This is a genomic window from Pseudomonas sp. RL_5y_Pfl2_73 (genome assembly GCF_963970515.1).
GTDB lineage: Bacteria > Pseudomonadota > Gammaproteobacteria > Pseudomonadales > Pseudomonadaceae > Aquipseudomonas.
This window is the reverse complement of sequence record NZ_CAXAPD010000030.1, coordinates 25,379-52,138: the sequence shown is the minus strand read 5'-3', so window position 1 is coordinate 52,138 and position 26,760 is coordinate 25,379. Positions and strand designations below refer to the sequence as shown.

The 26,760-nt window shown below is 61.3% G+C and carries 28 protein-coding genes and 1 pseudogene; 19 read left to right on the top strand and 10 right to left on the bottom strand.

Annotated elements, in window-relative coordinates:
• Nucleotides 1–15 precede the first annotated feature (15 nt).
• The 5 genes from AACY42_RS23735 to AACY42_RS23715 all read left to right on the top strand — a co-directional run bounded on the left by AACY42_RS23735 (nucleotide 16) and on the right by AACY42_RS23715 (nucleotide 4,979).
• Nucleotides 16–1,665 (top strand): phosphoethanolamine transferase, encoded by a 1,650-nt coding sequence (locus AACY42_RS23735; protein WP_339482709.1) that lies wholly within the window; start codon nucleotides 16–18, stop codon nucleotides 1,663–1,665.
• 68 nt (nucleotides 1,666–1,733) lie between these two features.
• On the top strand, nucleotides 1,734–2,375 hold the full coding sequence (locus AACY42_RS23730; protein WP_339482708.1) for a class I SAM-dependent methyltransferase: 642 nt from the start codon (nucleotides 1,734–1,736) through the stop codon (nucleotides 2,373–2,375).
• A gap of 121 nt (nucleotides 2,376–2,496) precedes the next feature.
• A complete protein-coding gene (rnd, locus tag AACY42_RS23725) occupies nucleotides 2,497–3,630 on the top strand; it encodes a ribonuclease D (RefSeq protein WP_339482707.1) in 1,134 nt (377 codons plus the stop codon).
• A complete protein-coding gene (locus tag AACY42_RS23720) occupies nucleotides 3,627–3,920 on the top strand; it encodes a YcgL domain-containing protein (RefSeq protein ID WP_003198853.1) in 294 nt (97 codons plus the stop codon). Before rnd ends, AACY42_RS23720 begins: the two co-directional genes overlap by 4 nt.
• Nucleotides 3,921–4,046: 126 nt before the next feature.
• Complete coding sequence (locus AACY42_RS23715; protein WP_339482705.1) at nucleotides 4,047–4,979, top strand: D-2-hydroxyacid dehydrogenase; 933 nt, start codon at nucleotides 4,047–4,049, stop codon at nucleotides 4,977–4,979.
• Nucleotides 4,980–5,185: 206 nt separating this feature from the next.
• Here the strand turns inward: AACY42_RS23715 and AACY42_RS23710 are convergent, their stop codons facing one another.
• Nucleotides 5,186–5,779: a nitroreductase family protein gene (locus AACY42_RS23710; RefSeq protein ID WP_339482704.1), complete on the bottom strand. Its 594-nt coding sequence runs from the start codon at nucleotides 5,777–5,779 to the stop codon at nucleotides 5,186–5,188.
• Between the two features lie 160 nt (nucleotides 5,780–5,939).
• Here AACY42_RS23710 and AACY42_RS23705 point away from each other — a divergent pair, with 160 nt between their 5' ends.
• The gene (locus tag AACY42_RS23705) at nucleotides 5,940–6,389 is read left to right on the top strand and encodes a YcgN family cysteine cluster protein (protein WP_339482703.1); all 450 of its coding nucleotides are present in this window, start codon (nucleotides 5,940–5,942) and stop codon (nucleotides 6,387–6,389) included.
• Between the two features lie 31 nt (nucleotides 6,390–6,420).
• The gene (locus tag AACY42_RS23700; RefSeq protein WP_339482702.1) at nucleotides 6,421–7,650 is read left to right on the top strand and encodes a hypothetical protein; all 1,230 of its coding nucleotides are present in this window, start codon (nucleotides 6,421–6,423) and stop codon (nucleotides 7,648–7,650) included.
• 123 nt (nucleotides 7,651–7,773) lie between these two features.
• On the opposite strand, the gene AACY42_RS23695 is transcribed toward AACY42_RS23700, so the two are convergent.
• The 4 genes from AACY42_RS23695 to AACY42_RS23680 all read right to left on the bottom strand — a co-directional run bounded on the left by AACY42_RS23695 (nucleotide 7,774) and on the right by AACY42_RS23680 (nucleotide 10,006).
• Nucleotides 7,774–8,151, bottom strand: a complete 378-nt coding sequence (locus AACY42_RS23695) for a YgaP family membrane protein (RefSeq protein WP_339482701.1) — start codon at nucleotides 8,149–8,151, stop codon at nucleotides 7,774–7,776.
• Nucleotides 8,152–8,228: 77 nt separating this feature from the next.
• Complete coding sequence (locus AACY42_RS23690; protein ID WP_339482700.1) at nucleotides 8,229–8,699, bottom strand: RNA methyltransferase; 471 nt, start codon at nucleotides 8,697–8,699, stop codon at nucleotides 8,229–8,231.
• A gap of 197 nt (nucleotides 8,700–8,896) precedes the next feature.
• A complete protein-coding gene (locus AACY42_RS23685; RefSeq protein ID WP_003184246.1) occupies nucleotides 8,897–9,271 on the bottom strand; it encodes a YajD family HNH nuclease in 375 nt (124 codons plus the stop codon).
• A gap of 48 nt (nucleotides 9,272–9,319) precedes the next feature.
• Nucleotides 9,320–10,006 carry a spermidine synthase gene (locus AACY42_RS23680; RefSeq protein ID WP_339482699.1) on the bottom strand — a complete coding sequence of 229 codons (687 nt, stop codon included), beginning with the start codon at nucleotides 10,004–10,006 and terminating at the stop codon, nucleotides 9,320–9,322.
• Between the two features lie 72 nt (nucleotides 10,007–10,078).
• On the opposite strand from AACY42_RS23680, the pseudogene AACY42_RS23675 reads away from it, so the two are divergent.
• Nucleotides 10,079–10,363 (top strand): annotated as a pseudogene (locus tag AACY42_RS23675) (hypothetical protein); the annotation flags it as partial.
• 108 nt (nucleotides 10,364–10,471) lie between these two features.
• Here the strand turns inward: AACY42_RS23675 and AACY42_RS23670 are convergent.
• Together AACY42_RS23670 and AACY42_RS23665 are read right to left on the bottom strand one after the other, a co-directional pair.
• On the bottom strand, nucleotides 10,472–10,945 hold the full coding sequence (locus AACY42_RS23670) for a cyclic nucleotide-binding domain-containing protein (protein WP_014337065.1): 474 nt from the start codon (nucleotides 10,943–10,945) through the stop codon (nucleotides 10,472–10,474).
• 246 nt (nucleotides 10,946–11,191) lie between these two features.
• On the bottom strand, nucleotides 11,192–13,246 hold the full coding sequence (locus AACY42_RS23665; protein ID WP_339482697.1) for a S9 family peptidase: 2,055 nt from the start codon (nucleotides 13,244–13,246) through the stop codon (nucleotides 11,192–11,194).
• A gap of 135 nt (nucleotides 13,247–13,381) precedes the next feature.
• Between AACY42_RS23665 and AACY42_RS23660 the strand changes: the two genes are divergently transcribed.
• The 7 genes from AACY42_RS23660 (at nucleotide 13,382) to AACY42_RS23630 (ending at nucleotide 19,321) form a co-directional block, all read left to right on the top strand.
• On the top strand, nucleotides 13,382–13,879 hold the full coding sequence (locus AACY42_RS23660; protein WP_339482695.1) for an MFS transporter: 498 nt from the start codon (nucleotides 13,382–13,384) through the stop codon (nucleotides 13,877–13,879).
• Nucleotides 13,880–13,911: 32 nt separating this feature from the next.
• Nucleotides 13,912–14,688 carry a class II glutamine amidotransferase gene (locus tag AACY42_RS23655; protein WP_339482694.1) on the top strand — a complete coding sequence of 259 codons (777 nt, stop codon included), beginning with the start codon at nucleotides 13,912–13,914 and terminating at the stop codon, nucleotides 14,686–14,688.
• Between the two features lie 12 nt (nucleotides 14,689–14,700).
• Nucleotides 14,701–15,243: a DUF2937 family protein gene (locus AACY42_RS23650; RefSeq protein WP_339482693.1), complete on the top strand. Its 543-nt coding sequence runs from the start codon at nucleotides 14,701–14,703 to the stop codon at nucleotides 15,241–15,243.
• A 357-nt stretch (nucleotides 15,244–15,600) separates the two neighbouring features.
• Entirely contained in the window at nucleotides 15,601–16,887 is a 1,287-nt protein-coding gene (locus AACY42_RS23645; RefSeq protein WP_339482691.1) for an MFS transporter, read from the top strand.
• Nucleotides 16,888–16,950: 63 nt separating this feature from the next.
• A complete protein-coding gene (locus tag AACY42_RS23640; RefSeq protein WP_339482690.1) occupies nucleotides 16,951–17,703 on the top strand; it encodes a 5-oxoprolinase subunit PxpA in 753 nt (250 codons plus the stop codon).
• Nucleotides 17,700–18,404 (top strand): 5-oxoprolinase subunit PxpB, encoded by a 705-nt coding sequence (gene pxpB / locus AACY42_RS23635; RefSeq protein ID WP_339482688.1) that lies wholly within the window; start codon nucleotides 17,700–17,702, stop codon nucleotides 18,402–18,404. The genes AACY42_RS23640 and pxpB overlap by 4 nt, the downstream gene beginning before the upstream one ends.
• Nucleotides 18,401–19,321, top strand: coding sequence for a 5-oxoprolinase subunit C family protein (locus AACY42_RS23630; protein ID WP_339482687.1), 921 nt, complete (start codon nucleotides 18,401–18,403; stop codon nucleotides 19,319–19,321). The genes pxpB and AACY42_RS23630 overlap by 4 nt, the downstream gene beginning before the upstream one ends.
• A gap of 105 nt (nucleotides 19,322–19,426) precedes the next feature.
• Here the strand turns inward: AACY42_RS23630 and AACY42_RS23625 are convergent, their stop codons facing one another.
• From AACY42_RS23625 to AACY42_RS23615, 3 genes are all read right to left on the bottom strand, one after another.
• Nucleotides 19,427–20,605 (bottom strand): vWA domain-containing protein, encoded by a 1,179-nt coding sequence (locus AACY42_RS23625; RefSeq protein ID WP_003198888.1) that lies wholly within the window; start codon nucleotides 20,603–20,605, stop codon nucleotides 19,427–19,429.
• Between the two features lie 34 nt (nucleotides 20,606–20,639).
• Complete coding sequence (locus tag AACY42_RS23620) at nucleotides 20,640–21,485, bottom strand: AAA family ATPase (RefSeq protein ID WP_003184225.1); 846 nt, start codon at nucleotides 21,483–21,485, stop codon at nucleotides 20,640–20,642.
• Nucleotides 21,486–21,881: 396 nt separating this feature from the next.
• Nucleotides 21,882–22,958 (bottom strand): DUF748 domain-containing protein, encoded by a 1,077-nt coding sequence (locus tag AACY42_RS23615; protein WP_339482684.1) that lies wholly within the window; start codon nucleotides 22,956–22,958, stop codon nucleotides 21,882–21,884.
• 147 nt (nucleotides 22,959–23,105) lie between these two features.
• Between AACY42_RS23615 and cysK the strand changes: the two genes are divergently transcribed.
• The 4 genes from cysK to AACY42_RS23595 all read left to right on the top strand — a co-directional run bounded on the left by cysK (nucleotide 23,106) and on the right by AACY42_RS23595 (nucleotide 26,646).
• On the top strand, nucleotides 23,106–24,080 hold the full coding sequence (cysK, locus tag AACY42_RS23610; RefSeq protein WP_339482683.1) for a cysteine synthase A: 975 nt from the start codon (nucleotides 23,106–23,108) through the stop codon (nucleotides 24,078–24,080).
• Nucleotides 24,081–24,504: 424 nt separating this feature from the next.
• Nucleotides 24,505–25,443, top strand: a complete 939-nt coding sequence (locus AACY42_RS23605) for an aspartyl/asparaginyl beta-hydroxylase domain-containing protein (RefSeq protein WP_339482682.1) — start codon at nucleotides 24,505–24,507, stop codon at nucleotides 25,441–25,443.
• A gap of 79 nt (nucleotides 25,444–25,522) precedes the next feature.
• Nucleotides 25,523–25,687 carry a hypothetical protein gene (locus tag AACY42_RS23600; protein WP_339482681.1) on the top strand — a complete coding sequence of 55 codons (165 nt, stop codon included), beginning with the start codon at nucleotides 25,523–25,525 and terminating at the stop codon, nucleotides 25,685–25,687.
• 95 nt (nucleotides 25,688–25,782) lie between these two features.
• Nucleotides 25,783–26,646 carry a DMT family transporter gene (locus tag AACY42_RS23595; RefSeq protein ID WP_339482680.1) on the top strand — a complete coding sequence of 288 codons (864 nt, stop codon included), beginning with the start codon at nucleotides 25,783–25,785 and terminating at the stop codon, nucleotides 26,644–26,646.
• Nucleotides 26,647–26,760: the final 114 nt, after the last annotated feature.

The window sequence follows — 26,760 nt, the reverse complement described above, 5'->3', positions numbered from 1 at the left end:
AAACCGTCATCCATTATGCTGACTATTAAAGCCGTGCGCCCCGAGTGGGTGACACTGGCCGCCAGTGCCTTTTTATTAGCGGGCTTCAACGTCGTTCTCGGGCAACACTTACTGGCGATCACCACGGCTGACGCTCGGGGTCTGCTGATGTGCATGGCGTTTGGCCTGATGATTTTCTGCGCGTTCAACCTGATGCTGACGCTCGTGGCCTTCCGTCTGCTGCTCAAGCCTGTGTTGATACTGTTGTTCCTGATCAGCGCTGGCGTCGCCTATTTCATGGCCCAATACGGTGTATTGATCGACGCCGGCATGTTGCGCAACTTTGCTGAAACCAATGCCACGGAAGTGCGCGATCTGTTGTCGCTGAAGTTGTTTGCTTATATCGGATTGTTGGGGGTGTTGCCTTGCTGGTTGTTGTTAAAGACACCGATCAACTACCGTCGCTGGCCAAAAGAACTATTAAGTAAATTACTGGTCGGTGTGGCCTCGGTCGCGGTAATTGGCATGGTCACCCTGATCAATTACCAAGGCCTGTCTTCATTGTTTCGCAACCACCACGAGTTGCGCTTGATGATCGTGCCGAGCAATTACATCGGTGCTTCGCTCGGCTACTTGCGTGAGCAGCTCGCGTCGGCCAAGCAGCCGTTCACCAAGTTGGGCGAGGACGCGAGCCGTAACCCCGCCTGGCAAACCCACGGCCGCAAGTCCTTGACCGTACTGGTGGTGGGCGAGAGTGCCCGGGCCGAGAACTTCGGCATCCTCGGCTATAACCGCGATACCACACCGACACTGAACAAAGAGGCCGGCCTGATCGCCTTCACCGACGTGCATTCCTGCGGCACTGAAACCGCCGTGTCGGTGCCCTGCATGTTTTCCAACATGGGGCGCAAGAACTACGACGCCAGCATCGCCAAGAATGAAGAGGGTTTGCTGGATGTGCTCAAGCGCGCCGGGCTGGAGGTGATCTGGCGGGACAACCAGTCCGGCTGCAAGGGCACCTGCGACCGGGTCACACTGCAGGATGTCAGCAATCTCAAGGACCCGGCCCTGTGCGCCAACAGCGAGTGCCGCGACGAGATCCTGCTCCAGGGGCTGCAGCATTTCATCGACGCGCTCGACAAAGACACGGTGCTGGTGCTGCACCAGATGGGCAGCCACGGGCCGGAATACTTCAAGCGCTACCCCAAGGAGTACGAGCATTTCACCCCGGTCTGCGAAAGCAACGCGCTGAATAATTGCAGTCGCGAGAGCATCGTCAACGGCTACGACAACACGCTGGTGTACACCGATCATGTGCTCTCGACCCTGATCGATCTGCTGCGGGCCAACCAGGACAAGGTTGACACGGCCATGCTGTACTTGTCGGACCATGGCGAGTCCTTGGGCGAATACAACCTGTTTCTCCATGGCACGCCCTACATGCTCGCCCCGGAGCAACAGAAACACGTGGCGATGCTTGCCTGGTTTTCCGACAGCTATCAGAAGTCTTTCTCGGTCGACACCCATTGTCTGCAACTGAGTCGGGAAAAACCCTTGAGCCAGGACAACCTGTTCCACTCGATGCTCGGGCTGCTGGAAGTCAACAGCCAGGTCTACAACCGGGACCTGGACCTGTTCGCTAATTGTCGCGGCGCGGTGATTGACGGTGTCCTGGCGCGCAAGTGATGGCCTGGACTTTTTTTTCACGCAGCGTTGGTTAACCTGTCATTCAATCTTTTCCAAGAGCCGTTCGTATGTCCGGGCTACCCCCATCCACCGTCGAGCTTGAGTTCGCCAGGCAGCATGACCAGGAACATGCGCAGGTCTGCTGTCGGCCGGCGCCTCGACGCTTGCGCCTGGCGTTCTGGCGCGACGAGCACATGGTGCGCAACGCCCTGAAGGTGGCGGGCGAGCCAGGGCTAGTGCTGGATGTGGCCTGTGGCGCGGGGCGGTTCTGGCCGGTGCTGGCCGAGCACGCCAACCGGGTTATCCTGGCGGCGGACCCGTCGCCGGACATGCTCGAACATGCGCTCACCCACCATGGCGGCGCGTTGCTCCAACGGGTCAAGACTTTCCCAAGTTCGGCGTTCACGATCGGGCTGTCGGCCAACGCGGTGGATTGTATTTGTTGTCTGCAACTGTTTCGCCACGTCAGCGCCTGCGAGCATCGCCTGGCGCTGTTGCGCGAATTTCATCGGGTCAGTCGCGACACGGTGATCGTTTCGGTGCACATCGAAGGACGCCTCAAGATTGGCCAGGCGCCGCGACGAAGCCTGGCCGACAAGGCCAATCTCGAAGCCGAGTTTCGCCAGGCCGGTTTTAGCGTGCTCTGGTATCAGGATTTCCTGCCCGGTTTCTCGCTGACGCGTGTTTATGTGTTGCGTAAGACCGGTTAAGTCCTGATGTAGGACTATTCTTGCTTTTTCGCAGGCGATTTCTCTTAGGCTGCTGCTCGATGGGTGCTCGCAATCGCCGGCGGCGATATATACTGCGCGCCATTCTTCAAGGGAGAGCCGTGTGGCCATCGATATTCACTGGATTCGCGACAACGATAGCCTCGGCCAGTTTTGCGCCGAGTGGCAACAGTTGCCATTCGTCGCCCTCGACACCGAATTCATGCGGGTCGACACCTTTTACCCTATTGCCGGTTTATTGCAGATCGGCGACGGCAAGCGTGCCTACCTGATCGACCCCTTGACCATCGACAATTGGCAACCCTTGGCCGCACTGCTGGAAAACCCGGCGGTGCTCAAGGTGTTGCACGCCTGCAGCGAAGACCTTGAAGTGCTATTGCGCTTGACCGGCAGCCTGCCTGCGCCGCTGTTCGATACTCAATTGGCCGCCGCCTACCTGAACCTGGGTTTCTCCATGGGCTATTCGCGGCTGGTGCAGGAAGTGCTGGGTATCGAGCTGCCCAAGGGCGAAACCCGTTCCGACTGGTTGCAACGGCCCCTGTCCGAGACGCAGATCAGCTACGCGGCAGAGGATGCCGTGCACCTGGCAGAAGTTTTCGTACTGCTGCGTCCAAAACTTTCCGACGAAAAATACCGTTGGGTCCTGGAAGACGGCGCCGAACTGGTGGCCAACCTGCGTCGCGAAGTCGACCCGTACGAGGTCTACCGCGAGGCCAAGCTCGCCTGGAAACTGTCTCGCGCCCAATTGGTCGTGCTGCGTGAGCTGTGCGCCTGGCGCGAACGCGAGGCGCGGGCCCGTGACCTGCCGCGCAATCGCATCATTCGCGAGCATTCGCTGTGGCCCCTGGCCCGTACCCAGCCGGATAACCTCGGCGCGTTGGCCAAGATCGAAGACATGCACCCGCGCACCGTGCGCCAGGACGGCCAGTTTCTGCTGGACTTGATCCAGCGCGCCGCCAGCGTGTCGCCCGAGCAGTGGCCGCCGGCCGTGGCCGAGCCACTGCCCATCGAGGCCTCGGCCCTGGTCAAGCGTCTGCGAGCGCTGGGACAGGCTGAAGCCGAGCGCTTGGAAATTGCTCCGGAGCTGATGCTGCGCAAGAAAACCCTCGAAGCGCTGATCAAGAGCGGCTTCCCCGAGGGGCCTTACCAATTGCCTGATTCGCTGCGTGGCTGGCGTCGCGAATTGATGGGCCAGGCGCTGCTCGACAGCCTGGCCACTGCCGGAGAACAGCCTTGAAACGTATCTGCTCCATCTACCGAAGCTCGAAGAAAAACGAGATGTACCTGTATGTGCTCAAGAGCGATGCCTTGGAGCGCGTACCTGAGCCGTTGATGGCCGCCTTTGGCAAGGCGATCCATGCCTTTGACCTGGTGCTGAGTCCCGAGCGGGCGCTGTCCCGGGAGGACATCAACAAGGTGCTGGAAAACCTCGACACCCAGGGCTATCACTTGCAAATGCCGCCGGCCGAAGACGAGTACATCGAGCATTTGCCCGAAGAGTTGTTGCGCCGCAACGACCCGGTCTGACGCTCTCTGAGGCACCTGTCCTGGGTGCCTCTGGAAAAACACTGGAATGGTTTATTGACGACGATCGTATGGATGGAGCGACACTCTATCAGCGGTTGTCTGCACTGTTTTTGAAAGGTTTGATTCATGCGCGTTCTGATTGCCGAACACGACCACCCGATGTACGCCCAGCTTCTGCGTCAGGCGGCCCCCGATATTGAAGTCCTGACCAGCGGCGACTCCGCCGAATTGTCGCGACTGGCCACCGATTGCCCGGTCTGGCTCGGCCAACCTGATCTGCTGGCCACCCTGTTGCGTCAGGGCCATAGACCCAGCTGGCTGCAATCGACCTGGGCGGGTATCACGCCGTTGCTGGCCGAGGGCTTGACGCGCAATTACCGCCTGACCCGTGCGGTGGGCATTTTCGGCCAGGTGATGGCCGAGTACGTGCTGACCTACATGCTCGGCCATGAGCGCGAGGTATTGGCACGCTTGGTCAGCCAGGTCGAGCGCAAGTGGGACAACCGCCAGGGGCACGGTCTGGCCGGGCGCAAGGTGTTGATCGTCGGGACGGGGGATATCGGCCTGCGTGTGGCGCAGTTCCTCGTGCCGTTCGGTGTGCAGTTGTATGGCGTTGCCCGCGAAGCCCGGGCGTTGGCGCCGTTCATCGAGGTCGGGGCGCTGAAGGATCTGCCACGCCTGGTGGGTGAGGTGGATTACGTGATCAATCTGCTGCCCAACACGCCCGATACCCATGATGTGTACGACGCGGCGCTGTTCAAGCAGTTCAAGCCGACCGGGTTGTTCATCAACGTCGGCCGCGGCGTGGCAGTGGTGGATGCGGACCTGGTGCAAGCCTTGAAAGAAGGGCATCTGGCCGGTGCGGTGATTGACGTCTGCCGCCAGGAACCGCTGCCGCAGCGCCACCCCTTCTGGACGGCCTGGGGCCTGCTGCTGACCGGTCACAGCTCGGCACCGACCTCGCCATCGATGATGGTGCAGTTGTTCCTGGAAAACCTGCGGGCCTACCAGGCGGGCGACGCGCTGCGCGGGGAAGTGGACTTCAGCCGGGGCTACTGAGTTGGCGAGGGAGCGTGCTCCGCCCGGACCTGTAGGCGCTGGCGAAGCCTGCGATCTTTTGATCTTTTGATCTTTCGCTTGAGATTCAAGTGTATTGGGAAAGATCGCAGCCTCGTTGCACTCGACAGCTCCTACACAGCTCACAGCTGTAGCCCGGCGGGAGCAGCTCGCTCCCACAGTGGACCTTAAGTGATCACAAAACAGGGTTACAGGGTGAAATCGCCTTCTGCCACCAGTTCGCTCAATGGTCGGCGTGGGCTTGGGGTTTCACGGGCCTGGAGGTACTCGGCCAGTGTCGATTTGTCCCCTAGCTTGCCAATCGCCAAGGCGGCGTGCAGGGCGTAACCTTCCGGGATCTTCAGTTCCTTGCGGGTCAACGCCTGGTCGAAACCGGCCATGCCGTGAGTGTGCCAGCCGTTGAGGCTGGCTTGCAGCGCCAGGTGGCCCCAGGCCGCACCCGTGTCGAAGGTGTGGGACTGCGCAGGGGTTTCCTCGGTGGCGCCAGGCACGGCGAAGGTGGTTTTTGAAACAATGATCACCAGTGCCGAGGCGTGTTGGGCCCAGCCGCGGTTGAATTCATTGAGCAGGCCCAGGAAACGCTGCCAATTTGGCGTGTCGCGGCGCGCATACAGGAAACGCCACGGCTGGGAGTTGTACGCCGACGGCGCCCAGCGTGCAGCTTCGAAGAAGCCCAGCAGGGTTTCTTCTGCAATGGTCTCGCCGGTAAAGGCGCGGGGCGACCAGCGTTCGATGAATTGAGGGTGAATCGCGTAATCGGCAATGCGGGGATTGGCACTCATGGGCTTACCTGGCTGGAGTTGGGGAAGTCAATCAAGCAACCTACGTCCCGCCGCCCGACCTGACAAGCCCCTGGCTACCGACAGTCGCCAATGCTTGGCCTGAAGAGGTCCGGGCACTAGACTGTCGGCCTTTTCACCACCTGATATTGATGCTTGAGCCATGGCCGCCAAAGTCGAACCGTTCTGGATACGCAAAACCCTCGATCAGCTCGATCCGCAGGAGTGGGAATCGCTGTGCGACGGCTGTGGCCTGTGTTGCCTGCAAAAACTCGAAGACGAAGACGACAACAGCGTCTACTACACGCGCATCGCCTGCAAACTGCTGGACCTGAAAACCTGCCAGTGCACCGACTATCCCAACCGCCGCGACTTTGTCCCCGACTGCATCCAGCTCACGCCGGGCAAGGCCGATGAGTTCAAGTGGCTGCCGCCGACTTGCGGTTATCGGCTGGTCAGCGAGGGCAAGGACTTGCCGTTGTGGCACCATCTGGTCTGCGGAGATCGTGATGCCGTGCACCACGAGCGCATTTCCCAGGCAGGGCGCATGCTGGCCGAAGGCAGCGTGCCGGAAGACGATTGGGAAGATCATCTGATTTTTCGCGCCGGCTGAGCCGCTGCGCGGCGCGCCCCAGGGAGAACCCATGGCTGCAGGATTGAAACGGATGCTGGTGGCCGGGCTGCTGGCGGTGTGTGGGCCGCTGTGGGCGGCGCAGAAAGTCGACCTGGATTATCACGTGCACCTATTGCCACAGAGCGATCAGGCCGAGGTGCGCCTGACGCTGGCCCGGGGGGGGGCGGTGCGCAGCCTGGATTTCGACCTCGGCGACGGCAGTCGCTACAGCGATTTCAAGGCCGACGGCCAGTGGCAACTCATCCCCGGCAAGGCGGCGCGAGGTGTCTGGCGGCCGGCAGCCGACAAGGCCAGCCTGAGCTACCGCGTGCGCATCAGCCATGCGCGCAAGAACGCCACCTTCGAAACTTGCATGACTGCGACGTGGGCGTTGCTGCGCGGCGACGACCTGGTGCCGTCGGCCAAGCTCGACCAGCAGGAGGGCGTCGAACTGGTGGCTCGTCTTGAGGTTGAATTGCCTGAAGGCTGGAAAAGCATCGAGACGCCCTGGCCGCGCATCGGCAAGCAACGCTTTCGCATCGACAACCCCTCGCGCCTGTTCGACCGCCCCACGGGCTGGATGCTCGCCGGCAAACTGGGCAGCCGCCGCACCCGCCTGGGCGAAACTGAGGTGACGGTGGCCTCGCCCCAGGGCCAGGGCATGCGCCGGATGGATGTGTTGACGCTGCTGACATTCGTCTGGCCGCAGGTCCAAGCGCTGGTGCCGCGCCATCCTGCCAAGTTGTTGATTGTCGGCGCCGGTGATCCGTTGTGGCGTGGCGCCCAGGCCGGCCATGACTCGATCTACCTGCACAGCCGTCCGCCGCTGGTCAGCGAGCGGGGCAGTAGCCCGTTGTTGCGGGAGTTGGTGCAGGCGCTGGCCCGGGTCAATGATCATGATCGTAGTGACTGGATCAGCGAGGGGCTGACCGAGTACTACGCCATCGAACTGCTGCGCCGCGCCGGCGGCCTGAGTGATGAGCGCTATCAGACCTTCAATGACCGGCTCGCCCGCGAGAGCAAGGGTGTCACCACCTTGCGCGGCGAACAGATCAGCCCTGCGGCAGTGGCCAAGGCGGTGTTGCTATTGCAGGAACTGGACCGCGAGATTCGCGTGAGAACCCGTAACAAGCGTTCGCTGGATGATGTGTTGCAGGGGGCGATGCGGCTGGAGACGGTTGATACCGAGGAGTTTGTGCAACTCAGTGAAAGTGTCCTGGGCGGGGCTTCTACTGTGCTCGAAAGCCGGTTACTTCAGTAATACCGCTATCGCGGTCAAGCCTTGCTCCCACTGGATCGAGTCGTACCCAATATCTCATCCGGCGAAGATCCAGTGTGGGGGTAAGGCTTGTCCGCGATGAGGCCATCAGCGGCACTGCAAAAGTCAGAGCCCAACCTTCGGCGAATCCAACGAATCATTTCCCGTCACCGTAGCCGTGCCAGTCGCCGCCTCGGCATTGGCCTTCAGGCGGCTCAGCTCATCACCGGCCTGTTCGATGCGGGCGCGGGCGTTGCTGAGGTTCTGTCGGTTCTTTTCCAACAAGGCCTTGGCAGAACAATGCCCGGTGATCCCCCGCGCCAACGCCATGCCGCCGATCGCCAGTTGCGCCAGCCCGATCACACCGCCGCGACGCAAACCCTTGCCCATCATCAGCACACCGCCGGCCAGTGAGCCAATGCGTTCCCAGCCATGCACGTTTTGTGGCGGATGGGATTGGAAAGGGGGGCTCTCAATCGGCTCGAACGGATTGTTGTCGCTCATGATCTGTCTCCAGTGTGGGGATTGGTATAAAGCTGACTGCCCGAGCGATTGCCTTGTTCAATCGAATGTTGCGCCGATCAGCGGAATTGCGGCCCCGAACGGGTGTTGTTGCCTTTGGCCATGCGGTCATACAACACGACGTTGACGGTGGCGGCCAGGTTCATGCAGCCGCTGGTGGGGATGTACACCACGTCCTCGCACCAATCGCGGATGTCCTTGTCCAGCGAGCCGTCTTCCGGGCCAAAAATGTACAGCGCCCGGTCCGGGTGGGTGTATTCGGGCAGTGGGCGAGCGCCTTCCACCAGTTCCACGGCCACTGGCACACAGCCCAGGGGCAGGATTTTCTTCAGGTCGTCGATACCGATCAGCGGAATGTCGTAGTGGACTTTCTTGGTGTCGGTGACGAAGTCGGCGGCGCGCTCATAGCGCTTGCCGGTGTAGAACACCGACGCCACGCCGTAGCAGCCGGCGGCACGCATGACCGAACCGACGTTTTCCGGTGACTTGGGGTTGAACAGACCGATGCAGCTATAGCGTTTGTTGGCCACGGGCGGGGTGCCTTTGGGGAAAAGGCGCGATTATACGGGGAATGGGGGAGGGTGGTCAGTTCCGAGGTGTGAGGTTCACAAATCCTGTGGGAGCAAAGCTTGCTCGCGAAATAGGCACCTCGGTTTTTGAAAGACCGCATCGGCTTCATCGCGGGCAAGCCTTGCTCCCACAAAACGGGGCTCACCCTATGGCTGGATTACTCGTCTTTCTTCATCAACCCGGCCAGTGCGGCGAAGGGGTTGTGGGTTGCCTTGGCAATTTTCGGGGTGCTCAGGGAGCCATCGCCGAAATATTGCTGGTCGGTATAGCGCGAGTGTTCGTTGTCGTGGCAGTACAGGCACAGCAGTTCCCAGTTGGAACCGTCCTGCGGGTTGTTGTCGTGGTTGTGGTCGCGGTGGTGAACGGTCAGTTCGCTCAGGCGCTTGCCGGAAAACTCACGGGCGCAGCGGCCGCAGACATGGGGGTACATTTTCAGGGCTTTGTCGCGGTAGCCCATCTCCCGATCGCGCTGGGCATCGGCGAGGATGCGGTCCAGCTTGGCGGTGTTGGACGGTGGCGTTGACGAACTCATGGGTTCACCTTTGTAAACAAGACGGATGACGGTTGGACAGAGTTTAGCTCAGCCCTTGAGCTTCTCGGCAATCCAGATGGTGTGGCGGGTGCCTTTGTTGCCGTGGGCGAACACTTGCACCTCTTCGGCCTTGAAGCCGGCCTTCTTCAGTTTGTCGGAAAACTGCCGGTCAGCGCTGGCCGACCAGACCGCCAGCACGCCCTTGGGCCGCAGGGCCTTGGCGCAGGCGGCCAGGCCTCCAGCCGAATACAGCCAACTGTTGGCTTTTTGGGTCAGGCCTTCCGGGCCGTTGTCGACGTCGAGCATGATTGCGTCGAAACCTTGAGGTTCGGCTTGCAGCACCTTGGCCACGTCTTCCATGCGGATCACTGTGCGCGGGTCCGACAGCGGTCGCCCGGCCTTTTCACTCAAGGGGCCACGGTTCCACTCCACCACGCCGGGCACCAGTTCGGCCACCACCACTTCGGCGGTCTTGCCCAGGTACTTGAGGGCCGAGGCGAGGGTAAATCCCATGCCGAGGCCACCGATCAGCACGCGCGAGCCAGGGCGACCGGCCACCTTGCGGCAAGGAATCTCTGCCAGGGCATCTTCGGAGCCGTGCATGCGGGTGTTCATCAACTGCCCGCCGTCACCGCCCTGGATCTTGATGACGAAGTCTTCGCCATACTCGAACAGGCACAAGGCACCGCCGTTATCAGGGATGGGCGTGGTGTCGAGCAGAACGAAACGTTTCATGGAAATCTCGTAGGAGGGCAAACCGCGCGGTAACGACTAGCCTTAAAGCAGACAATAGCCACGGAGCCATTGATGAAGTGCGTCATTCTAACGGCCATTGCCCTGGCGGCGCTCTCAATAAGTTGCGCGCAGGCTCAACAACCGACGATTCCAGTCAACCCACCTAGCATCCCCGGGTCGCCAGGCACCGCCACTCCCATGCCCTATCCGCCGGTCACACCCAACGGTGTGCCCAAGGCTGGCCCCGGAAGCGGCGGGCCACCCTTGCTGCCCCCCATCGAAATGCCCAATCCACCCAAGGACCAGCCGATACCGGGCATGGCGCCGAAACCGGTGAAGGCCAAGTCGCCGGGGGGGGAGACCGGAAGTCATTCGATGAAACAACTGAATGGTAAAACCTGTGGTTCGGGCTTTGCTCCCACAGGCTTGCTCCCACAGGTTCTGTGTTTCAACTGACAGAGGGGGTCAGACCTGCTGCGACAACAACTGCCCATCGGCCATGCGCAGGCGCTTGGACAGGGAGACGGCGAGGGCGCGGATGATCTTGGCGGCGATCTTGGGGGCGTCGTTGAGCATTTTTTCCAGGGAGTCCTTGCCCAGGTTCAGCAACTGGCAATCGCTGGCGGCGATGCAACTGGCCGAGCGTCGCTCGCCGTCGAGCACGGCCATTTCGCCGAATGCCCGGCCACTGCGCAGCGTGGCGATGGTCACGGGTTGGCCGTCGGGGCCGGTTTTCTGCACGGCCACCTGGCCGGTGTGGATGATGCACATGAAACTGCCGGCATCGCCCTCGCGGAAAATCGCTTCGCCCTCGGCGATGGCGCTGATGCTGAAATAACCCGACGCCGCGGCGAAGTCGACGGGCAGCAACTGGTCAAACAGACCGCAGTCCATCAACCAGTCGCGAATTTCTTTGTTCAGTAAGGTCGGTTCTGACATGTTGGCACGGTCTTTTTCTTGTGTTTGTTGCAGGTTCAGTTTGGCCCGGGTGTAAGCAGATCTCTGGGACAGACGGTTGTGGGAGCAAGGCTTGTCCGCGATGGCATCAGCTTGATCTGACAGACAGAACTAAGTTGCCTGTATCGCGGGCAAGCCTTGCTCCCACAAAGCCTTGCTCCTACATTGGACTGGGGTTTATCTGGGCCCGGCGCATGGAGCTAAGACCCGGTCATCCCACAGAGTTCCTCAGACCACCCTCAAAATCTTCAAGACAAATGCATATTCGAGCGCTACGTCACGTAATCCCTGGTAGCGCCCACTCATACCACCGTGACCGGCGCCCAGTTCGGTCTTGAGCAGCAGGGGGGTGTCGTCGGTCTTAGTGGCCCGCAATTTCGCCACCCATTTGGCCGCTTCCCAGTACTGCACACGGCTGTCGTTGTAACCGGCGATCACCAGCAGCGCCGGGTAGGCCTGGGCGCTGACGTTTTCGTACGGGGCGTAGGCTCGGATCCGATCATAAACGTCCGGTACCTCTGGATTGCCCCATTCGTCGTATTCGGTGACGGTCAGCGGCAAGTCCGGGTCGAGCATAGTGTTGAGCACGTCGACGAACGGCACCTCGGCAATCGCAACCTTGAACAGCTCTGGGCGTTGATTGAGCACCGCGCCGATCAGCAGGCCACCGGCGCTGCCGCCGCTGATTGCCAGTTGCTCGGCGGTGGTGAAACCCTTGCTGATCAAATGTTCGGCGCAGGCGATGAAATCGCTGAACGTGTTGTGCTTGTGTTCCTGCTTGCCGGCGCGATACCAGGCTTCCCCCAGCTCGCCGCCGCCGCGCACATGGGCGATGGCAAACGCTACGCCGCGGTCAAGCAGGCTCAGCCGCGAATGGGAAAACCACGGGTCGAGGCTTTCACCATAGGCACCGTAGCCGTACAGGTACAGCGGTACCGGCTGGCCGAGGGCTTCGCGCTTGACCACCAGGCTGATGGGCACCTGGGTGCCGTCCGGCGCCGTCGCCCAGAGCCGCTGGCTGACGTAGGCATCGGCGTCGAACGGGCCCAGGACCGGTGTTTGCTTGAGCACGACCTGTGCGCCGCTGGCCAGGTCCAACTGGCGGATCTGCGCCGGACGGTTCAGGGCCTCGTAGCGCAGGCGAATGCGATCGCTGACGAACTCCAGGCTGTTCTGCACATGCAGGCTGTAGGCTGCATCCGGCAGTTGCACCCGATACGCCGGCAAGCCCTGTGGGTGAACCTCGATGATTGGCAAGCCGCCCTCACGCAGGCTCAAGGTCATGGCCCCTGCGTTCAGGGTCAGGCCGTCGATCATCACCGTGTCACTGTGGGGGATCAGGTTCTGCCAGTCGGCCTCGGTCGGCGCTACGCCCGTGTCGGCGGCCTGGTACAGGGCGAAGTTGATCCCGTCGCGGTTGCTGCGGATCAACCAGGTCCATTGGCCATCGAGCAGGCCGTGGTCGACGTCGTATTCATGGTTTTCCACACGGGGCGCCAGGCAGGTAAAGGGGCGCTGCGGTTGCGCAGCGTCCAGCACCCAGACTTCACTGGTGGTCTTGCTGCCCAGGGACAGGATCAGCTGCTTTTCCGAGCTCGAACGATAGCAATGTAGGAAGAAACGCCCGTCCGGCTCATGGAACACTTCTTCGGCGGCAGTGCCGTCCAGGCGATAGCGCCAGAGCTTGTGGGGGCGATGGGTGTCGTCCAGCTCGCCATAAAACAGCGTCAGGCTGTCATTGGCCCAGGTCATGCTGCCGTCGCAATCGGCGAAGGACAGTTCGCTGACCTTGTCGTTGGACAATTCCTTCACGAACAGGGTGTAGATCTCGTCGCCTGTGGTATCCAGGCTGTAAGCCAGGCGCTGGTGGTCGGGGCTGATGCTGAAGGCGCCCAGGGAAAAGAAGCCACCGCCGGCCAGAGCGTTTGGGTCCAGTAACAGCTGTTCACGGCTTTCATCCACGCTCAGGCTGTCATCGGCCGGACGCGGGCAGCGGTAGTGGCGCGGGTATTCGTCACCGGCCGTGGTGCGGGTGTAGTACAGGTACGGGCCCCAGGGTGAGGGCAGCGACAGGTCGGTCTCGAGGATCCGGCCCTTGATCTCCTGGAACAGGGTTTCGCGCAGTTCGGCCTGCTCGGCGAGTTGCGCCTCCTGGTAGCTGTTTTCCGCCTTGAGGTAGTCGAGCACGGCGTCGGTGTCGCGTTCCTGCAGCCAGGCGTATGGGTCAACACCGGCGTCCCTGCGGGCAATCGGGGCGTTGGAAACGTGGGCAGATAGGGACATGAAAGGCTCTCGAACGTTGTACGAAAAGGGACGCATGGCCTGGACAGAACCAACCACGCAGGCCATTCGCCAGACGCCGGGGCAGCCTGACGAGCGAAAAGCCGTTACTATAAGCGCCTCTTTGCCTGCCTTGCCATGGACACCATGACCGAGAATGACTATCTGATTGCCTGGGGCCTCTACGCCTTCGCCGCCTTGGGCTGCCTGCTGGTGTGGATGCGCTTGACCCGCTGGATGTGGCGCTGGTTGCGCGAACCGCTGCGGTTGCTGATGGCGGTGTTGCTGTTTTGCCCTACCATCGTTGATCCGGTGAAGGACAAGGTCGCCCCAGCCCTGGCCATTGCTGCCCTGGACGTGCTGTTCAAAGTTGGCAACAACGTCTGGCGGGCGGCTTCCGATCTGCTCATGTACGGCATGATCGCCTTCGGCCTCTACTTCATTTTGGTGCTGATTCGCTTCCCCATCGAGCGGGCCGCCAACGCTCGCAAGGAGCGGGCCGCCGCCGCAAAAGCCGCCGCCGCGGCCGATGAGCCGGAGGACGAGCCACCGTTTGGCGTGGCCGGTGATGACCGTTACGGTCGCCCGCCCGTGCCAAGCAACCCCCAGCGTTCGCGTATCGACCCACGCCTGTAACCGGGCCTGCCCTTTGAAACGAGAGTTCGAGCATGTGTGAGTTATTGGGCATGAGCGCCAATGTGCCGACCGACATCGTGTTCAGCTTCACTGGGCTGATGCAGCGCGGCGGCAAGACCGGGCCGCATCGGGACGGTTGGGGCATCGCCTTCTATGAGGGCCGTGGCCTGCGCCTGTTCCAGGACCCGGCCGCCAGCAGCGAATCGGAAGTGGCGAACCTGGTGCAACGCTATCCGATCAAGAGCGAAGTGGTGATCGGGCACATTCGCCAAGCGAATGTCGGCAAGGTCTGCCTGTCCAACACCCACCCATTCGTGCGTGAGTTGTGGGGCCGCAACTGGTGTTTTGCCCACAACGGCCAGCTCGCCGAATTCCAGCCGGGCGTGAGCTTCTACCGTCCGGTGGGCGATACCGACAGCGAAGCGGCCTTCTGCGATTTGCTCAACCGCGTGCGCCAGGCCTTCCCTGAACCGGTGGAGGCGGAACAGCTGTTACCGGCGTTGATCGAGGCCTGCGCTGAATACCGCAGTAAAGGCGTGTTCAACTGTTTGCTCAGCGATGGCGACTGGCTGTTCTGCTATTGCTCGACCAAACTGGCTCAGATCACCCGTCGCGCGCCGTTCGGCCCGGCGCGGCTCAAGGATGTGGATGTGATTGTCGATTTCCAGGCTGAAACCACGCCCAACGACGTGGTCACGCTGATCGCCACCGAGCCCTTGACCGAAAACGAAACCTGGACCCGCTACGAACCGGGCCAATGGAGCCTGTGGCGACGCGGCGAATGCGTCAGCCACGGCCGGACCGAATAAGGACGTCACGCTATGTTGCTCAGTTATCTACGGCTGGTGTTGTTCGCGGTGGGCCTGTTGGTTGGGGTCCAGGTGCCGGGTTTTATCAATGATTACGCCAAGCGGGTCGAGGCGCACCTGATCGAGGCGCAGGCCGGCCTGCAAGGTTTCCAGGGCACCGCCAACCAGTTTTTCAAAGGTGACATGCAAGCCCTGGTGGCCCATTACCGCGCCAGCGAAGACCCGATTTTTCGCAGCGACGCCGACAGCCTGAACACCTTGCTCGTGCGCCAGCAGGCCCTGGACAAGCAATTCCAGGCGATGCAAGGCCCGTGGTACATCCGCTTGCTGCAAGTGGCACTGGCCGCCGATCCGGACATCCGCAAGGAAACCTGGAACGGCTACAGCTACCAGATCCTGTTGACCCCCGAGGCCATGATCTGGGGCATCAGCGGTGCGTTGTTGCTGTCGTTCGGCCTGGAATGCCTGTTCCGCCTGATCGACTGGGTGGTGCTGGGCGGCAAGCGCCTGCGCCAGGGCCGGCCGATTGAAGAGCGGGATTTGCGCGGGCTCTGACACCGCAGGGCTTTTGTGGCGAGAGGGCTTGCTCCCGCTGGATTCTGTAGGCGCTGGCGAAGGCTCGGGCCGCGTTCGGACGATCTTTTGCTCTTTTGCTCCTTCGCTTGAGACTCAAGTGTTTGGGGGAAGATCGCAGCCTCGTTGCACTCGACAGCTCCTACAACGCGCCCCAGCCGTTCCGCCGGCCTCCGCGATCAGATTCGCCATCTGGGTATTCATCCAATCAAGTTTTTCTTATGACCCAGCCAAGGTTTTATTCGTTGGACGGGATCGGCCGCGCGCTCAAGAATCGGCGCATCGGTCTCCACGTCAGCGTCGTCGAGACTTACAACAATAAAACTGCGGAGAACCACCATGAGTGCACCCGACACGCTCGGCGTCCCCCAACCCCGGGCCCGTTCCGGCCCATTCGATTGGTATCGCAACATCAATCAGCAGGAACGTCGCACCTTCTGGAGCTGCAAGATCGGCTACGCCCTGGATGGCATGGACACGCAGATGCTCAGTTTCGTGGTGCCGACCCTGATCGCGATGTGGGGCATTACCACCGGGCAGGCAGGCCTGATTCACACCAGTACCTTGATCGCTTCGGCCATTGGCGGCTGGGTGGCGGGTATTCTCTCGGACCGCATCGGGCGGGTGCGCACCCTGCAACTGACGGTGCTGTGGTTCGCCTTCTTCACGTTCCTGTGCGGTTTTGCCCAGAACTACGAACAACTGTTGATCGCCCGCACATTGATGGGCTTTGGCTTCGGCGGCGAGTGGACGGCCGGCGCGGTGTTGATGGGCGAGGTGATCCGCGCCAAGGATCGCGGCAAGGCGGTGGGCATGGTGCAGTCAGGTTGGGCCCTGGGCTGGGGCATGACGGCGATTCTGTATGCGCTGCTGTTCTCGGTATTGCCGCGGGAAGACGCCTGGCGCGCCTTGTTTATCCTGGGCATTGTCCCGGCGGTATTCGTGATATTCGTCCGGCGCCTGGTCAAGGACCCGCAAGTCTATAATCAGGCCAAGGCCCGGCAAACACCGAGCAATCCGGCGAAGTTCTACGAGATCTTCGCCCCCGGCATACGCTTCACCACCATTCGTGCCTCGTTGCTGACCACCGGTGCCTTGGGCGGTTACTACGCCATCACCTCCTGGTTGCCAACGTTCCTGAAAAATGAGCGTGGCTTGAGCGTGTTGAGCACCGGTGGCTACCTGGCGATGGTGATTGTCGGTTCCTATGTGGGTTACGTCATCAGCGCGTACCTGTCAGATATCCTGGGGCGCAAGAAGAACTTCGTTCTGTACGCCGTCGGCTCGTTCACCATCGTCTTGCTGTACACCCAGGTGCCGGTGAGCAATAACGTGATGCTCTGGCTGGGCTTTCCCTTGGGGTTCTTCGCTTCGGGGATGTTCAGCGGCATGGGCTCGTTCCTCACCGAACTGTTTCCTACGCGCATCCGTGGTTCGGGGCAGGGTTTTTGCTACAACATTGGCCGGGCGGTGGCGGCATTGTTCCCGCTGTTGATTGGCCTGCTGAGCCAGAAAGTGCCGCTGAGCGTGGGCATTGGGGCGTTCGCCGCCGTGTCCTATGGCGTGGTGATCCTGGCGGCCCTGAGCCTGCCGGAAACCAAAGGCAAGCAGTTGGACGCTGAGTAACTGATAACCTGCGGACACATGTCCCACAGTTAAACTAAGAAAGAACCTACAGGAGCGTTCACCGTGAGCCGCCTGCTATTGAACTGCGACATTGGCGAAAGCTTCGGCAGCTGGACCATGGGTCTGGACGCCGAGGTGATGCCCTTCATCGACTGCGCCAACATCGCCTGCGGCTTTCATGCCGGCGACCCGAGCATCATGCGCAAGACGGTTGGCCTGGCCTTGAGCCACGGCGTGCGAATCGGCGCGCACCCGGCCTATCAGGACCTGGCGGGCTTCGGCCGCCGTTCCATGGCCTATGGTGCCCAGGAATTGCAGGACTTGCTGCACTACCAGATCGGCGCTCTCGACGGCATCTGCCGGGCCCAGGGCGGGCGGGTCAGCTACGTCAAACCCCATGGCGCAATGTACAACGACATGATGGCCAACCCGGCGCAATTGCGCGCGGTGATCCAGGCCGTCGCGGCCTATGATCGGCAACTGCCGCTGATGCTCATGGCGACCCGGGACAACAGCATCGCCCAGGCCTTGGGTGACGAGTACGGCCTGACCCTGTGGTTCGAAGCCTTCGCCGACCGCGCCTATGACAGTGCCGGTCGCCTGGTTTCGCGGCAAGTGCCGGGCGCGGTGCACCACGACCCTGAGGTCATTATCGGGCAGGCCCTGACCATCGCCCGCGGCGATGCGTTGGCCGCCAGTGATGGCAGTGCCTTGCTCCTTATGGCCAACACCTTGTGCGTTCACGGCGACAACGCCAGTTCCGTGGCAGCCGTGCAACGCATCCGCGAAGCCCTGGACCGGCAGAGTGGGCCATGAGACCACGTTTGGAAGTGGTGGCGGTGGACTGTTTGATGGTGCGCCTGTTCGATGAGATCGCCGAGGCCAACATGCCCTGGATGCTCGCCGCCAGCGAACGCCTGCGAGCGGTATTTGCCGAGCATCTGATTGACCTGGTGCCGTCCTATACCACGTTGATGGTGCATTACGATTTGCTCGCCCTGAACCCGGTGCAGGCTCGTGAATTGATCGACGAGGCGTTGAAAAACCTTTCACCGGATGCCCGGTCCGCCGGCCAATGCCACGTCCTGCCGGTGTGGTACGACCTCCGCGTCGGGCCGGAGCTGGAGTTGCTGGCGGGCCGCAGCGGGCTGACGGTCGCCCAGGTGATCCGCCGCCACAGCGAGCGCGAGTACCAGGTGTTTGCCCTGGGCTTCGCTCCCGGCTTCGCCTTCATGGGGTTGGTGGACGAGGAACTGGCCGCACCGCGTCTCGACACGCCACGCAAGCGCGTGGCAGCGGGCAGCGTCGGCATTGCCGAGCGCCAGACCGCGGCGTATCCGGTGGTATCGCCCGGTGGCTGGAACCTGATCGGTCGCACCCCGACCAAGCTGTTTGATCGCGAGCGCGACGGCTACAGCCTGATGCAGCCGGGGGACACGGTGCGTTTTGCCCCCGTGGACCATACCCAATTCATCGCGCTGGGTGGCGACGACACACCGTTGGAGGCCCAGGCATGAGCCGGTTGTTGATCGAGGCCAGCACCCCGCTGTGCCTGTTGCAGGACGCTGGCCGTTTCGGCGTGAGGCATCTGGGTGTGACCCAAGGTGGCGCGGCAGACTGGTTGTCGATGGCCTGGGCCAACTGGATGCTCGGCAATGCCCTGGGGGCGGCGGCGGTGGAGATTACTCTCGGCGGTTTCACCGTGGTGGCCGAAGAGGACTGCGTGCTGGCGCTGGCCGGTGCGGACCTGGGCGCACGGATAGACGGCCAGGAGGTGGCGTCGTGGCGTTTCTTCAGCTTACGCAAGGGCCAGGTGCTGGCGCTCACCCAGCCCGTGCTCGGTGCCCGGGCCTACCTGGCAGCTCCCGGCGGTTTCAATGCGCCTGCGGTGCTGGGCAGCCGGGCGACGGTGGTGCGTGAGGAACTCGGTGGCCTGGATGGGCGAGGGCGGGCGCTGAGTCGTGGCGCGCACCTAAGCTATTCAGGCTCGGCGATGGCTCGGCCCATGCCGCACACGCGGATTCCGGACTTTCAACAAGCGCAGCCGCTGGACTTGATCCTGGGTGCGCAGAACGGTGCGTTCAGTGGACGGAGCCTGTTCGATGCGTTCAACACCCCGTGGACGCTGGACAGTCGTGCCGACCGCATGGGCATCCGCTTGCTGGGCACGGCGTTGGACTATCAGGGGCCGGCGATGATTTCCGAAGGTATTCCGCTTGGTGCCGTGCAGGTGCCGCCGGACGGCCAGCCGATTGTGTTGCTCAACGACCGGCAAACCATCGGTGGTTATCCACGCCTGGGCGCCTTGACCCCGTTGGCCCTGGCCCGGCTGGCGCAATGCTTGCCGGGGGCGCAGGTGCGGTTGCGGCCGGTGGTGCAGGCGGTTGCGCATCGGCAGCAGGTTGAGTGCCTGCGGTATTTTCATCACCGCTAGAAGCTTCGCGAGCAGGCTCGCTCCCACAAGTATCCCCTATGTGCCAGAGATCCAGTATGGGAGCGAGCCTGTACGCGGAGAGGTCCTGTCAGACAACAAAAAAACCTACTTGGAAAGAAACCGCATCCCTTCCTCCAACCCCCGCAAGGTCAGCGGATACATCCGGTCTTCCACCAACTCACGCACGATGTTGGTCGAGGCGGTGTAACCCCAGGTGTCCTTGGGGTACGGGTTGATCCAGATGAGTTTTTTGTACTTCTCCATGAAGCGCTGCATCCACACATAACCGGCTTCTTCGTTCCAGTGTTCGACGCTGCCGCCGGCCTGGGTGATTTCATAGGGCGCCATGGCGGCGTCACCGATGAAGATCACTTTGTAGTCGGCGCCGTACTTGTGCAGCAAATCCTGGGTCGAAGTGCGCTCCGAAGTACGGCGCAGGTTGTTCTTCCACACTGATTCATAGACGAAGTTGTGGAAGTAGAAATACTCCAGGTGCTTGAACTCGGTCTTGCAGGCCGAGAACAATTCTTCGCAGATCTTCACGTGGGCATCCATCGAGCCGCCGATGTCGAACAGCAGCAACAACTTGACGGTGTTGCGTCGTTCCGGACGCATCTGGATGTTCAAAAGGCCGGCGTCCCGGGCGGTGTGGTCGATGGTGCCGTCGATGTCCAGTTCTTCGGCCGCCCCCTGGCGGGCGAACTTGCGCAGGCGGCGCAGGGCGATCTTGATGTTGCGGGTGCCCAATTCCACCTGGTCGTCGAGGTTCTTGTACTCGCGTTGGTCCCAGACCTTCACGGCCTTGCCCTGGCGCTTGCCGGCGTCGCCGACGCGGATGCCTTCGGGGTTGAAGCCGCCGGAGCCAAACGGGCTGGTGCCGCCGGTGCCGATCCACTTGTTGCCGCCGGCATGGCGTTCCTTCTGTTCTTCCAGGCGTTTCTTGAACTCTTCGATCAGCTTGTCCAGGCCACCCAGGGACTGGATCTGCGCCCGCTCTTCATCGGTCAGCGAACGCTCGAACTCTTTGCGCAGCCAGTCCTCGGGAATCAGCGCCTGGAGGTGATCGTCGAGTTTCTCCAGGCCGTTGAAGTAGGCGGCGAACGCCCGGTCGAACTTGTCGAAATGCCGTTCGTCCTTCACCAGGATCGCCCGCGACAGGTAATAGAACTCGTCCATGTCGGCGAAGATCACCCGCTGTTTCAGCGCGTTGATCAGGTCCAGCAGTTCGCGTACCGACACGGGCACCTTGGCGGCGCGCATCTCATTGAACAGGTTAAGCAACATGGCAATCGCCCTCGCTCTTGTTGGACGAAGAGGATCAGCGAGTGCCGCGACGGCTCATGAACGCCAGGCGCTCGAGCAATTGCACATCCTGTTCGTTCTTGACCAGGGCGCCGGCCAGCGGCGGGATGGCCTTGGTCGGATCACGTTCGCGCAGGACCGCTTCGCCGATGTTGTCGGCCATCAGCAGCTTGAGCCAGTCCACCAGTTCGGAGGTGGAAGGTTTTTTCTTCAGGCCCGGCACCTTGCGCACGTCGAAGAACACGTCCAGCGCTTCGCTGACCAGGTCTTTCTTGATGTCTGGGTAATGCACGTCGACGATTTTCTGCAGGGTGACGCGGTCGGGGAAGGCGATGTAGTGGAAGAAGCAGCGGCGCAGGAACGCGTCCGGCAGTTCCTTTTCGTTGTTGGAGGTAATGATGATGATCGGCCGTTGCTTGGCCTTGATGGTTTCATCGGTCTCGTAGACATAGAACTCCATCTTGTCGAGTTCCTGCAGCAGGTCGTTGGGGAACTCGATGTCGGCCTTGTCGATTTCGTCGATCAGCAGGATCACCCGCTCCTCGGACTCGAACGCTTCCCAGAGCTTGCCTTTCTTCAGGTAGTTGCGCACGTCGTGGACCTTGTCCACGCCCAACTGCGAGTCCCGCAGGCGGCTGACCGCGTCGTACTCATAGAGGCCCTGGTGGGCCTTGGTGGTGGACTTGATGTGCCAGGTGATCAGGCGCGCGCCAAAGGACTCGGCCAATTGTTCGGCCAGCATGGTCTTGCCGGTGCCCGGTTCGCCCTTGACCAGCAATGGCCGCTCCAGCGTGATGGCGGCGTTCACGGCCAGTTTCAGGTCATCGGTGGCCACGTAGGCGCTGGTGCCTTCGAACTTCATCTGCAATTCCTCGAACGGTGTCGCCGGCCCGGCGAGGCGGGGCGCGCGAAATATATATCGTGCCCGACTATAACGCGGCGCCCCGCCGACTGTGAACGCAGACGCTGTATTCAGTCTCTGAATGGAGCGTCACATGCTGACTCCAGTCTCGGCGCCTTGCCAGTATTGCGGTCAGCCGCTCTTGTGGCGAGGGAGCTTGCTCGCGCTCGAGTGCGCAGCGCTCGCAGGCTTTTGGGGCCGCTTCACGCCCTGAGCTCTTCCGTCAACATACCTTTGTTGCATGCGATGCCCTCGTCAAAGGCGAGTCGTGGCATGCCTGGGCTGGGACTCATTGCAGCCTGGAGCGGGAATAGCGGCGGCAGAAGCGCCCAGCCGTTACATCGTCACGCGCAAGCCCTAGTCCGACGACGGCGGCGGTTGTTCATAACGGGCATTGAAGGCCTGGATGAAACCGTTGCGCAGGATCTGCAGGAAGGCTTCGAAGGCGCTGATGTCCTGCTGGTGAACATTGCCGCTGAGCTCCACCCGTGTGGCGAACTGGTTCTTGCGCTGGTTCTTGAGGGCCGTTTCGCCTGTGCCGACCAGCGCTTCCCAGACCGAGCGGAAAATGTTCTTGTTCTGGTTTTCCACGTCCTGCTGCCAGTCGAACACATCGACATCGTGCAGCAATGGCTTGATGTAGCCGCTGAGCTTGGCGTTATCGGCTTCGGCCTCGATCACCAGATCGCCATGGCCGGCATTGAAATCGAATTTGCCATAAGCCGCGGCAAAATCGTTCAGGCGCTTGAGCTCGATGTTCCTGGCCCGCAGGCGGAAGTCGAAATCCTCGAAGTTGCTCAACGGGTCGAAGGTGGCCTGCATTTCCAACGGCGCATGTTCGGCCACCCGGGCCTTGCCCTCGAAACGGGCGTCGCGCTTGCCTTTAGTGTCGACCACGTTGGTCAGGTTGTAGAAGCTGGCGTTGACGTCGGTGGCCCGCAGGTTGACCGGTGGCTTGGAGTTGAAGTTGCGAAAGCTGACCTTGCCATCCCTGATGCGCACTTCGTTGAAGGTGATGGGCAGCAGTTTTTCCAGTTGCTCGCGCCAGTTGGTGCCCCGGCCGGTCTGGGAGTTCTGGCGGTCGGCGCCGCCGTCGACGAAGTTCACTTCCGGGCGGTCGAATTCAACCTCGGCGACCACCGCATGGTCATACCAAAGCGAATGCCAGCTCACAGACAGGTCCACCAGCGGCGCGCTGACGAACGGCACCGGGACCTTGCCATCGACCTTGACGATTTCCAGGCCGTTGATCCGGTAGGCACCGCGCCACAGCGCCAGGTCCACGTCGGTGATCTGGCCGCGATAATCGCCCATGTCGGCCAGTTTGTCGTTCAGGTAGTCGCGTACCAGATAAGGCAAGGTGAAATGCAGGGCCACCAGCACTGCGGCGATGGCGGCGAGAACCCACAATGGCCAACGGTATCGACGCTTCATGTCAGTCAGTCTCCAGCGTTTGTTGAGGGAGCGCCTTCTAATGCCATTGACTGTCGCAACAACGGGAACGTTCGGTGCAACTGGACGCCCATGGGCAACAGGCATACCTTTAAAGGCTTACATTCCCGCTGCATCAAGGACCCAGCCATGAGCCGTATATTCGCTGACAACGCCCATTCCATCGGTAATACGCCGCTGGTGCAGATCAACCGCATTGCCCCGCGCGGTGTGACCATCCTGGCCAAGATCGAGGGGCGTAACCCAGGGTATTCGGTCAAGTGCCGGATCGGCGCGAACATGATCTGGGACGCTGAAAGCTCGGGCAAACTCAAGCCGGGCATGACCATCGTCGAACCGACTTCGGGCAACACCGGGATTGGCCTGGCGTTCGTCGCCGCCGCCCGTGGCTACAAGCTGATGCTGACCATGCCCGCCTCCATGAGCATCGAGCGACGCAAGGTGCTCAAGGCCCTGGGCGCGGAGCTGGTGCTCACCGAACCGGCGAAGGGGATGAAAGGGGCCATCGACAAAGCCGCCGAGATCATGGCCAGCGATCCAGCCAAATACTTCATGCCGCAGCAGTTCGATAACCCGGCGAACCCGGCGATCCACGAAAAAACCACCGGTCCGGAAATCTGGAACGACACCGGTGGCGCGGTGGATGTGCTGGTGGCCGGCGTGGGCACCGGTGGCACCATCACCGGGATCTCGCGGTACATCAAGAACACTTGTGGCAAACCGATCCTGTCGGTGGCGGTCGAGCCCGAGGTTTCGCCGGTGATTACCCAGGCAATGTCGGGCCAGGAGATCAAACCCAGCCCCCACAAGATCCAGGGGATCGGTGCCGGGTTCGTGCCGAAGAACCTTGACCTGTCGATCGTTGACCTGGTCGAGCGGGTCTCTGACGACGAGTCCAAGGCCATGGCCCTGCGCTTGATGCAGGAGGAGGGCATCCTCTGCGGGATCTCTTGTGGCGCGGCGATGGCCGTGGCCGTGCGCCTGGCGGAAAAGTCGGAGATGCAGGGCAAGACCATCGTGGTGATCCTGCCGGATTCGGGCGAGCGGTACTTGTCGAGCATGTTGTTCAGTGATCTGTTTACCGAGCAGGAGATTCAGCAGTAACTGCCTGCGGAACATGGAAAGGCCGCCAGCTCTCGCTGGGCCCTGTAGGAGCTGGCGAAGCCTGCGATCTTTTGATCTTGATCTTGATCTTGATCTTGATCTTTCGCTTGAGATTCAAGTGTCTTTGGAAAGATCGCAGCCTCGTTGCACTCGACAGCTCCTACGCAGCTCCTACGCAGCTCTACAGAGCGCCTACACGGCTCAGCGGTCGCCACAAGAGGCTGTTCAAGCGCATTCGAGAAAGTCGTTGACGGGCGTCAGCCAACGTTCAGGTCACGCATGGTAAGAAGGAAATTATTGCGAAATCCTCAACAGTGAATGTTGCGCCAGACGGTTCCCTGGCCAGGTCATGACCTATAACATGGCCGGCCGCTGCGCGGGGCTGATGGTGTTGCATAAGGTGTTTTGGACAAGGAGTTTTAAAATGACCGTTTCGTTTGCCGCCAAGGCCTCGGTGTTGCTGCTGTTTTTGGGCAGTACGCTTTATGTGCATTTGCGTGGCAAGGCGCGTTTGCCGGTGTTGCGTCAGTTCGTCAACCACTCGGCGCTGTTCGCCCCCTATAACACCTTGATGTACCTGTTCTCCGGTGTGCCCTCGAGACCTTACCTGGAGCGCAGTAAGTTCCCTGAACTGGATGTGCTCAAGGACAACTGGCAAGTCATCCGCGATGAGGCCATGCACCTGTTCGACGAGGGCTACATTCGTGCTGCCGAGAAGAACAACGACGCGGGTTTCGGCTCGTTCTTCAAGAAGGGCTGGAAGCGCTTTTACCTCAAGTGGTACGACAAACCGCTGCCGTCGGCTGAGCAGCTGTGCCCCAGGACGGTCGAGCTGGTCAACCAGATTCCCAATGTCCGGGGCGCAATGTTTGCCCTGCTGCCAGGTGACAGTCATCTGAATCCCCACCGAGACCCGTTCGCCGGTTCGTTGCGTTATCACTTGGGGCTGTCCACCCCCAATTCCGACGACTGCCGGATCTTCGTCGACGGTCAAATCTATGCCTGGCGCGACGGCGAAGACGTCATGTTCGATGAAACCTATGTGCACTGGGTCAAGAACGAAACCCCGCAGACCCGCGTGATCCTGTTCTGTGATGTCGAACGGCCCTTGAAGAGCCGGTTGATGGCCCGTCTCAACCGCACCATCAGCGCATTCCTCGGCCGTGCCACCGCACCACAGAACCTGGATGATGAACACGTCGGTGGCATCAACCGGGCCTATGCCTGGAGCAAATCGTTCAGCGACGGCATCAGTGGCCGGGTCAAGCAATTCAAACGCAAGCATCCCAAGGCCTACCGGGTGATGCGGCCCGTGTTGGCCGTGCTGGTGCTGACGGCGCTTGGCTATTGGTTGTTCGTTTAAACATTGCGTAGTCCGTCGAGCGCTGGTTATAGTCAGCGTTCTTCGGGTTCTCGAACCTCCTCCTTCAAGAGATCGGCTCATGCCTGCATCCCCTGTCATCGCGGTCGTGGTTCCAGCGTTCAACGCTGGCGTCGTGCCGTGTGGGAGTCAGCAGCCTGCGCAGATCGGTCAATACCCCCCACCTGTCCGTAGCTCATCGGTGTACGCCTTCGTATCACCGCCGGGTGTTGGCATTCAGGGCTGATCGGCAACGGTTGCCGTCCCCTGTGCCCGCCTGAAAAAACTACTGGACTTCAGCCTCGGCTGAGTTGGCTTTTTGCCTGACTACAGGTGGTATCCATGTTTTTCCTTTCTAAAAACGCCTTGTTGGCGGCGGCTTCCACGAGCCTGTTCGTTTTACTGTGGAGCAGCGGGGCGATCTTTTCCAAGCTGGGCCTGGCCCACGCTTCCCCCTTCGCCTTTTTGCTGATCCGTTTTGCCATCGCGCTGTCGGCGCTGGTGCTGTTGATTCCGTTGCTCAAATTCAAGCTGCCCAAGACCGGCAAGCCGATGTTGTACGCGGCGACCACCGGGATGGTGCTGCTGGGCGCCTACCAGATCTTTTATCTGCTGGCGCTGCAAATGAATGTCACGCCGGGGGTCATGGCAACGCTGATGGGTGTGCAACCGATCCTGACCGTGGTGCTCATGGAGCGGCAGCGTTCCTGGTCGCGGATGTTCGGCCTGGCGCTGGGTTTGGTCGGGCTGGTGATGGTGGTGTATCAGGGCATCGGCCTGGCCGGCATGTCCCTGGCCGGGATGCTCTGCGGGTTGCTGGCACTGGTGAGCATGACGGCCGGTTCCATCATGCAGAAGCACATTACCGACAACCCCCTGGGTACGCTGCCGGTGCAGTACCTGGCAGGGCTGGTGTTGTGCGCGGTGTTCGTGCCGTTCCAGCCGTTCCATTTCGAGTACAGCACGGGGTTCTTCGTGCCGGTGTTGTGGATGGGGCTGGTGGTGTCGGTGCTGGCGACGTTGTTGCTGTACCGACTGATCGCCCGCGGCAACCTGGTGAATGTCACCAGCCTGTTCTACCTGGTGCCGGCGGTGACGGCGATCATGGACTACCTGGTGTTTGGCAACCGGTTGGCGTTGTTGAGCTTGCTGGGGATGGTGCTGATCATCGTGGGGTTGGTGTTTGTGTTTCGTAAAAGTGGCTGAGCGTTGGCTGCTCGCTGACTGAACAACCGCCATCGCGGGCAAGCCTTGCTCCAAGGACTACACATCACCTGTGGAAACAAGGCTTGCCCGCGATGGCATCTTGCTCCGCGCCGA

What these genes read in the sequence shown, in the direction of transcription:
- AACY42_RS23705 (WP_339482703.1), top strand. Translation starts at nt 5,940, where the DNA reads ATGGCCGCCAAAGTCGAACCGTTCTGGATACGCAAAACCCTCGATCAG.
- AACY42_RS23630 (WP_339482687.1), top strand. Translation starts at nt 18,401, where the DNA reads ATGAGCCGGTTGTTGATCGAGGCCAGCACCCCGCTGTGCCTGTTGCAG.
- AACY42_RS23735 (WP_339482709.1), top strand. Translation starts at nt 16, where the DNA reads ATGCTGACTATTAAAGCCGTGCGCCCCGAGTGGGTGACACTGGCCGCC.
- AACY42_RS23650 (WP_339482693.1), top strand. Translation starts at nt 14,701, where the DNA reads ATGTTGCTCAGTTATCTACGGCTGGTGTTGTTCGCGGTGGGCCTGTTG.
- AACY42_RS23615 (WP_339482684.1), bottom strand. Translation starts at nt 22,958, where the DNA reads ATGAAGCGTCGATACCGTTGGCCATTGTGGGTTCTCGCCGCCATCGCC.
- pxpB (WP_339482688.1), top strand. Translation starts at nt 17,700, where the DNA reads ATGAGACCACGTTTGGAAGTGGTGGCGGTGGACTGTTTGATGGTGCGC.
- AACY42_RS23685 (WP_003184246.1), bottom strand. Translation starts at nt 9,271, where the DNA reads ATGAGTTCGTCAACGCCACCGTCCAACACCGCCAAGCTGGACCGCATC.
- AACY42_RS23665 (WP_339482697.1), bottom strand. Translation starts at nt 13,246, where the DNA reads ATGTCCCTATCTGCCCACGTTTCCAACGCCCCGATTGCCCGCAGGGAC.
- AACY42_RS23605 (WP_339482682.1), top strand. Translation starts at nt 24,505, where the DNA reads ATGACCGTTTCGTTTGCCGCCAAGGCCTCGGTGTTGCTGCTGTTTTTG.
- AACY42_RS23620 (WP_003184225.1), bottom strand. Translation starts at nt 21,485, where the DNA reads ATGAAGTTCGAAGGCACCAGCGCCTACGTGGCCACCGATGACCTGAAA.
- AACY42_RS23600 (WP_339482681.1), top strand. Translation starts at nt 25,523, where the DNA reads ATGCCTGCATCCCCTGTCATCGCGGTCGTGGTTCCAGCGTTCAACGCT.
- AACY42_RS23695 (WP_339482701.1), bottom strand. Translation starts at nt 8,151, where the DNA reads ATGAGCGACAACAATCCGTTCGAGCCGATTGAGAGCCCCCCTTTCCAA.
- AACY42_RS23730 (WP_339482708.1), top strand. Translation starts at nt 1,734, where the DNA reads ATGTCCGGGCTACCCCCATCCACCGTCGAGCTTGAGTTCGCCAGGCAG.
- AACY42_RS23655 (WP_339482694.1), top strand. Translation starts at nt 13,912, where the DNA reads ATGTGTGAGTTATTGGGCATGAGCGCCAATGTGCCGACCGACATCGTG.
- AACY42_RS23670 (WP_014337065.1), bottom strand. Translation starts at nt 10,945, where the DNA reads ATGTCAGAACCGACCTTACTGAACAAAGAAATTCGCGACTGGTTGATG.
- AACY42_RS23680 (WP_339482699.1), bottom strand. Translation starts at nt 10,006, where the DNA reads ATGAAACGTTTCGTTCTGCTCGACACCACGCCCATCCCTGATAACGGC.
- AACY42_RS23660 (WP_339482695.1), top strand. Translation starts at nt 13,382, where the DNA reads ATGGACACCATGACCGAGAATGACTATCTGATTGCCTGGGGCCTCTAC.
- cysK (WP_339482683.1), top strand. Translation starts at nt 23,106, where the DNA reads ATGAGCCGTATATTCGCTGACAACGCCCATTCCATCGGTAATACGCCG.
- AACY42_RS23595 (WP_339482680.1), top strand. Translation starts at nt 25,783, where the DNA reads ATGTTTTTCCTTTCTAAAAACGCCTTGTTGGCGGCGGCTTCCACGAGC.
- AACY42_RS23700 (WP_339482702.1), top strand. Translation starts at nt 6,421, where the DNA reads ATGGCTGCAGGATTGAAACGGATGCTGGTGGCCGGGCTGCTGGCGGTG.
- AACY42_RS23645 (WP_339482691.1), top strand. Translation starts at nt 15,601, where the DNA reads ATGAGTGCACCCGACACGCTCGGCGTCCCCCAACCCCGGGCCCGTTCC.
- AACY42_RS23715 (WP_339482705.1), top strand. Translation starts at nt 4,047, where the DNA reads ATGCGCGTTCTGATTGCCGAACACGACCACCCGATGTACGCCCAGCTT.
- AACY42_RS23625 (WP_003198888.1), bottom strand. Translation starts at nt 20,605, where the DNA reads ATGTTGCTTAACCTGTTCAATGAGATGCGCGCCGCCAAGGTGCCCGTG.
- AACY42_RS23710 (WP_339482704.1), bottom strand. Translation starts at nt 5,779, where the DNA reads ATGAGTGCCAATCCCCGCATTGCCGATTACGCGATTCACCCTCAATTC.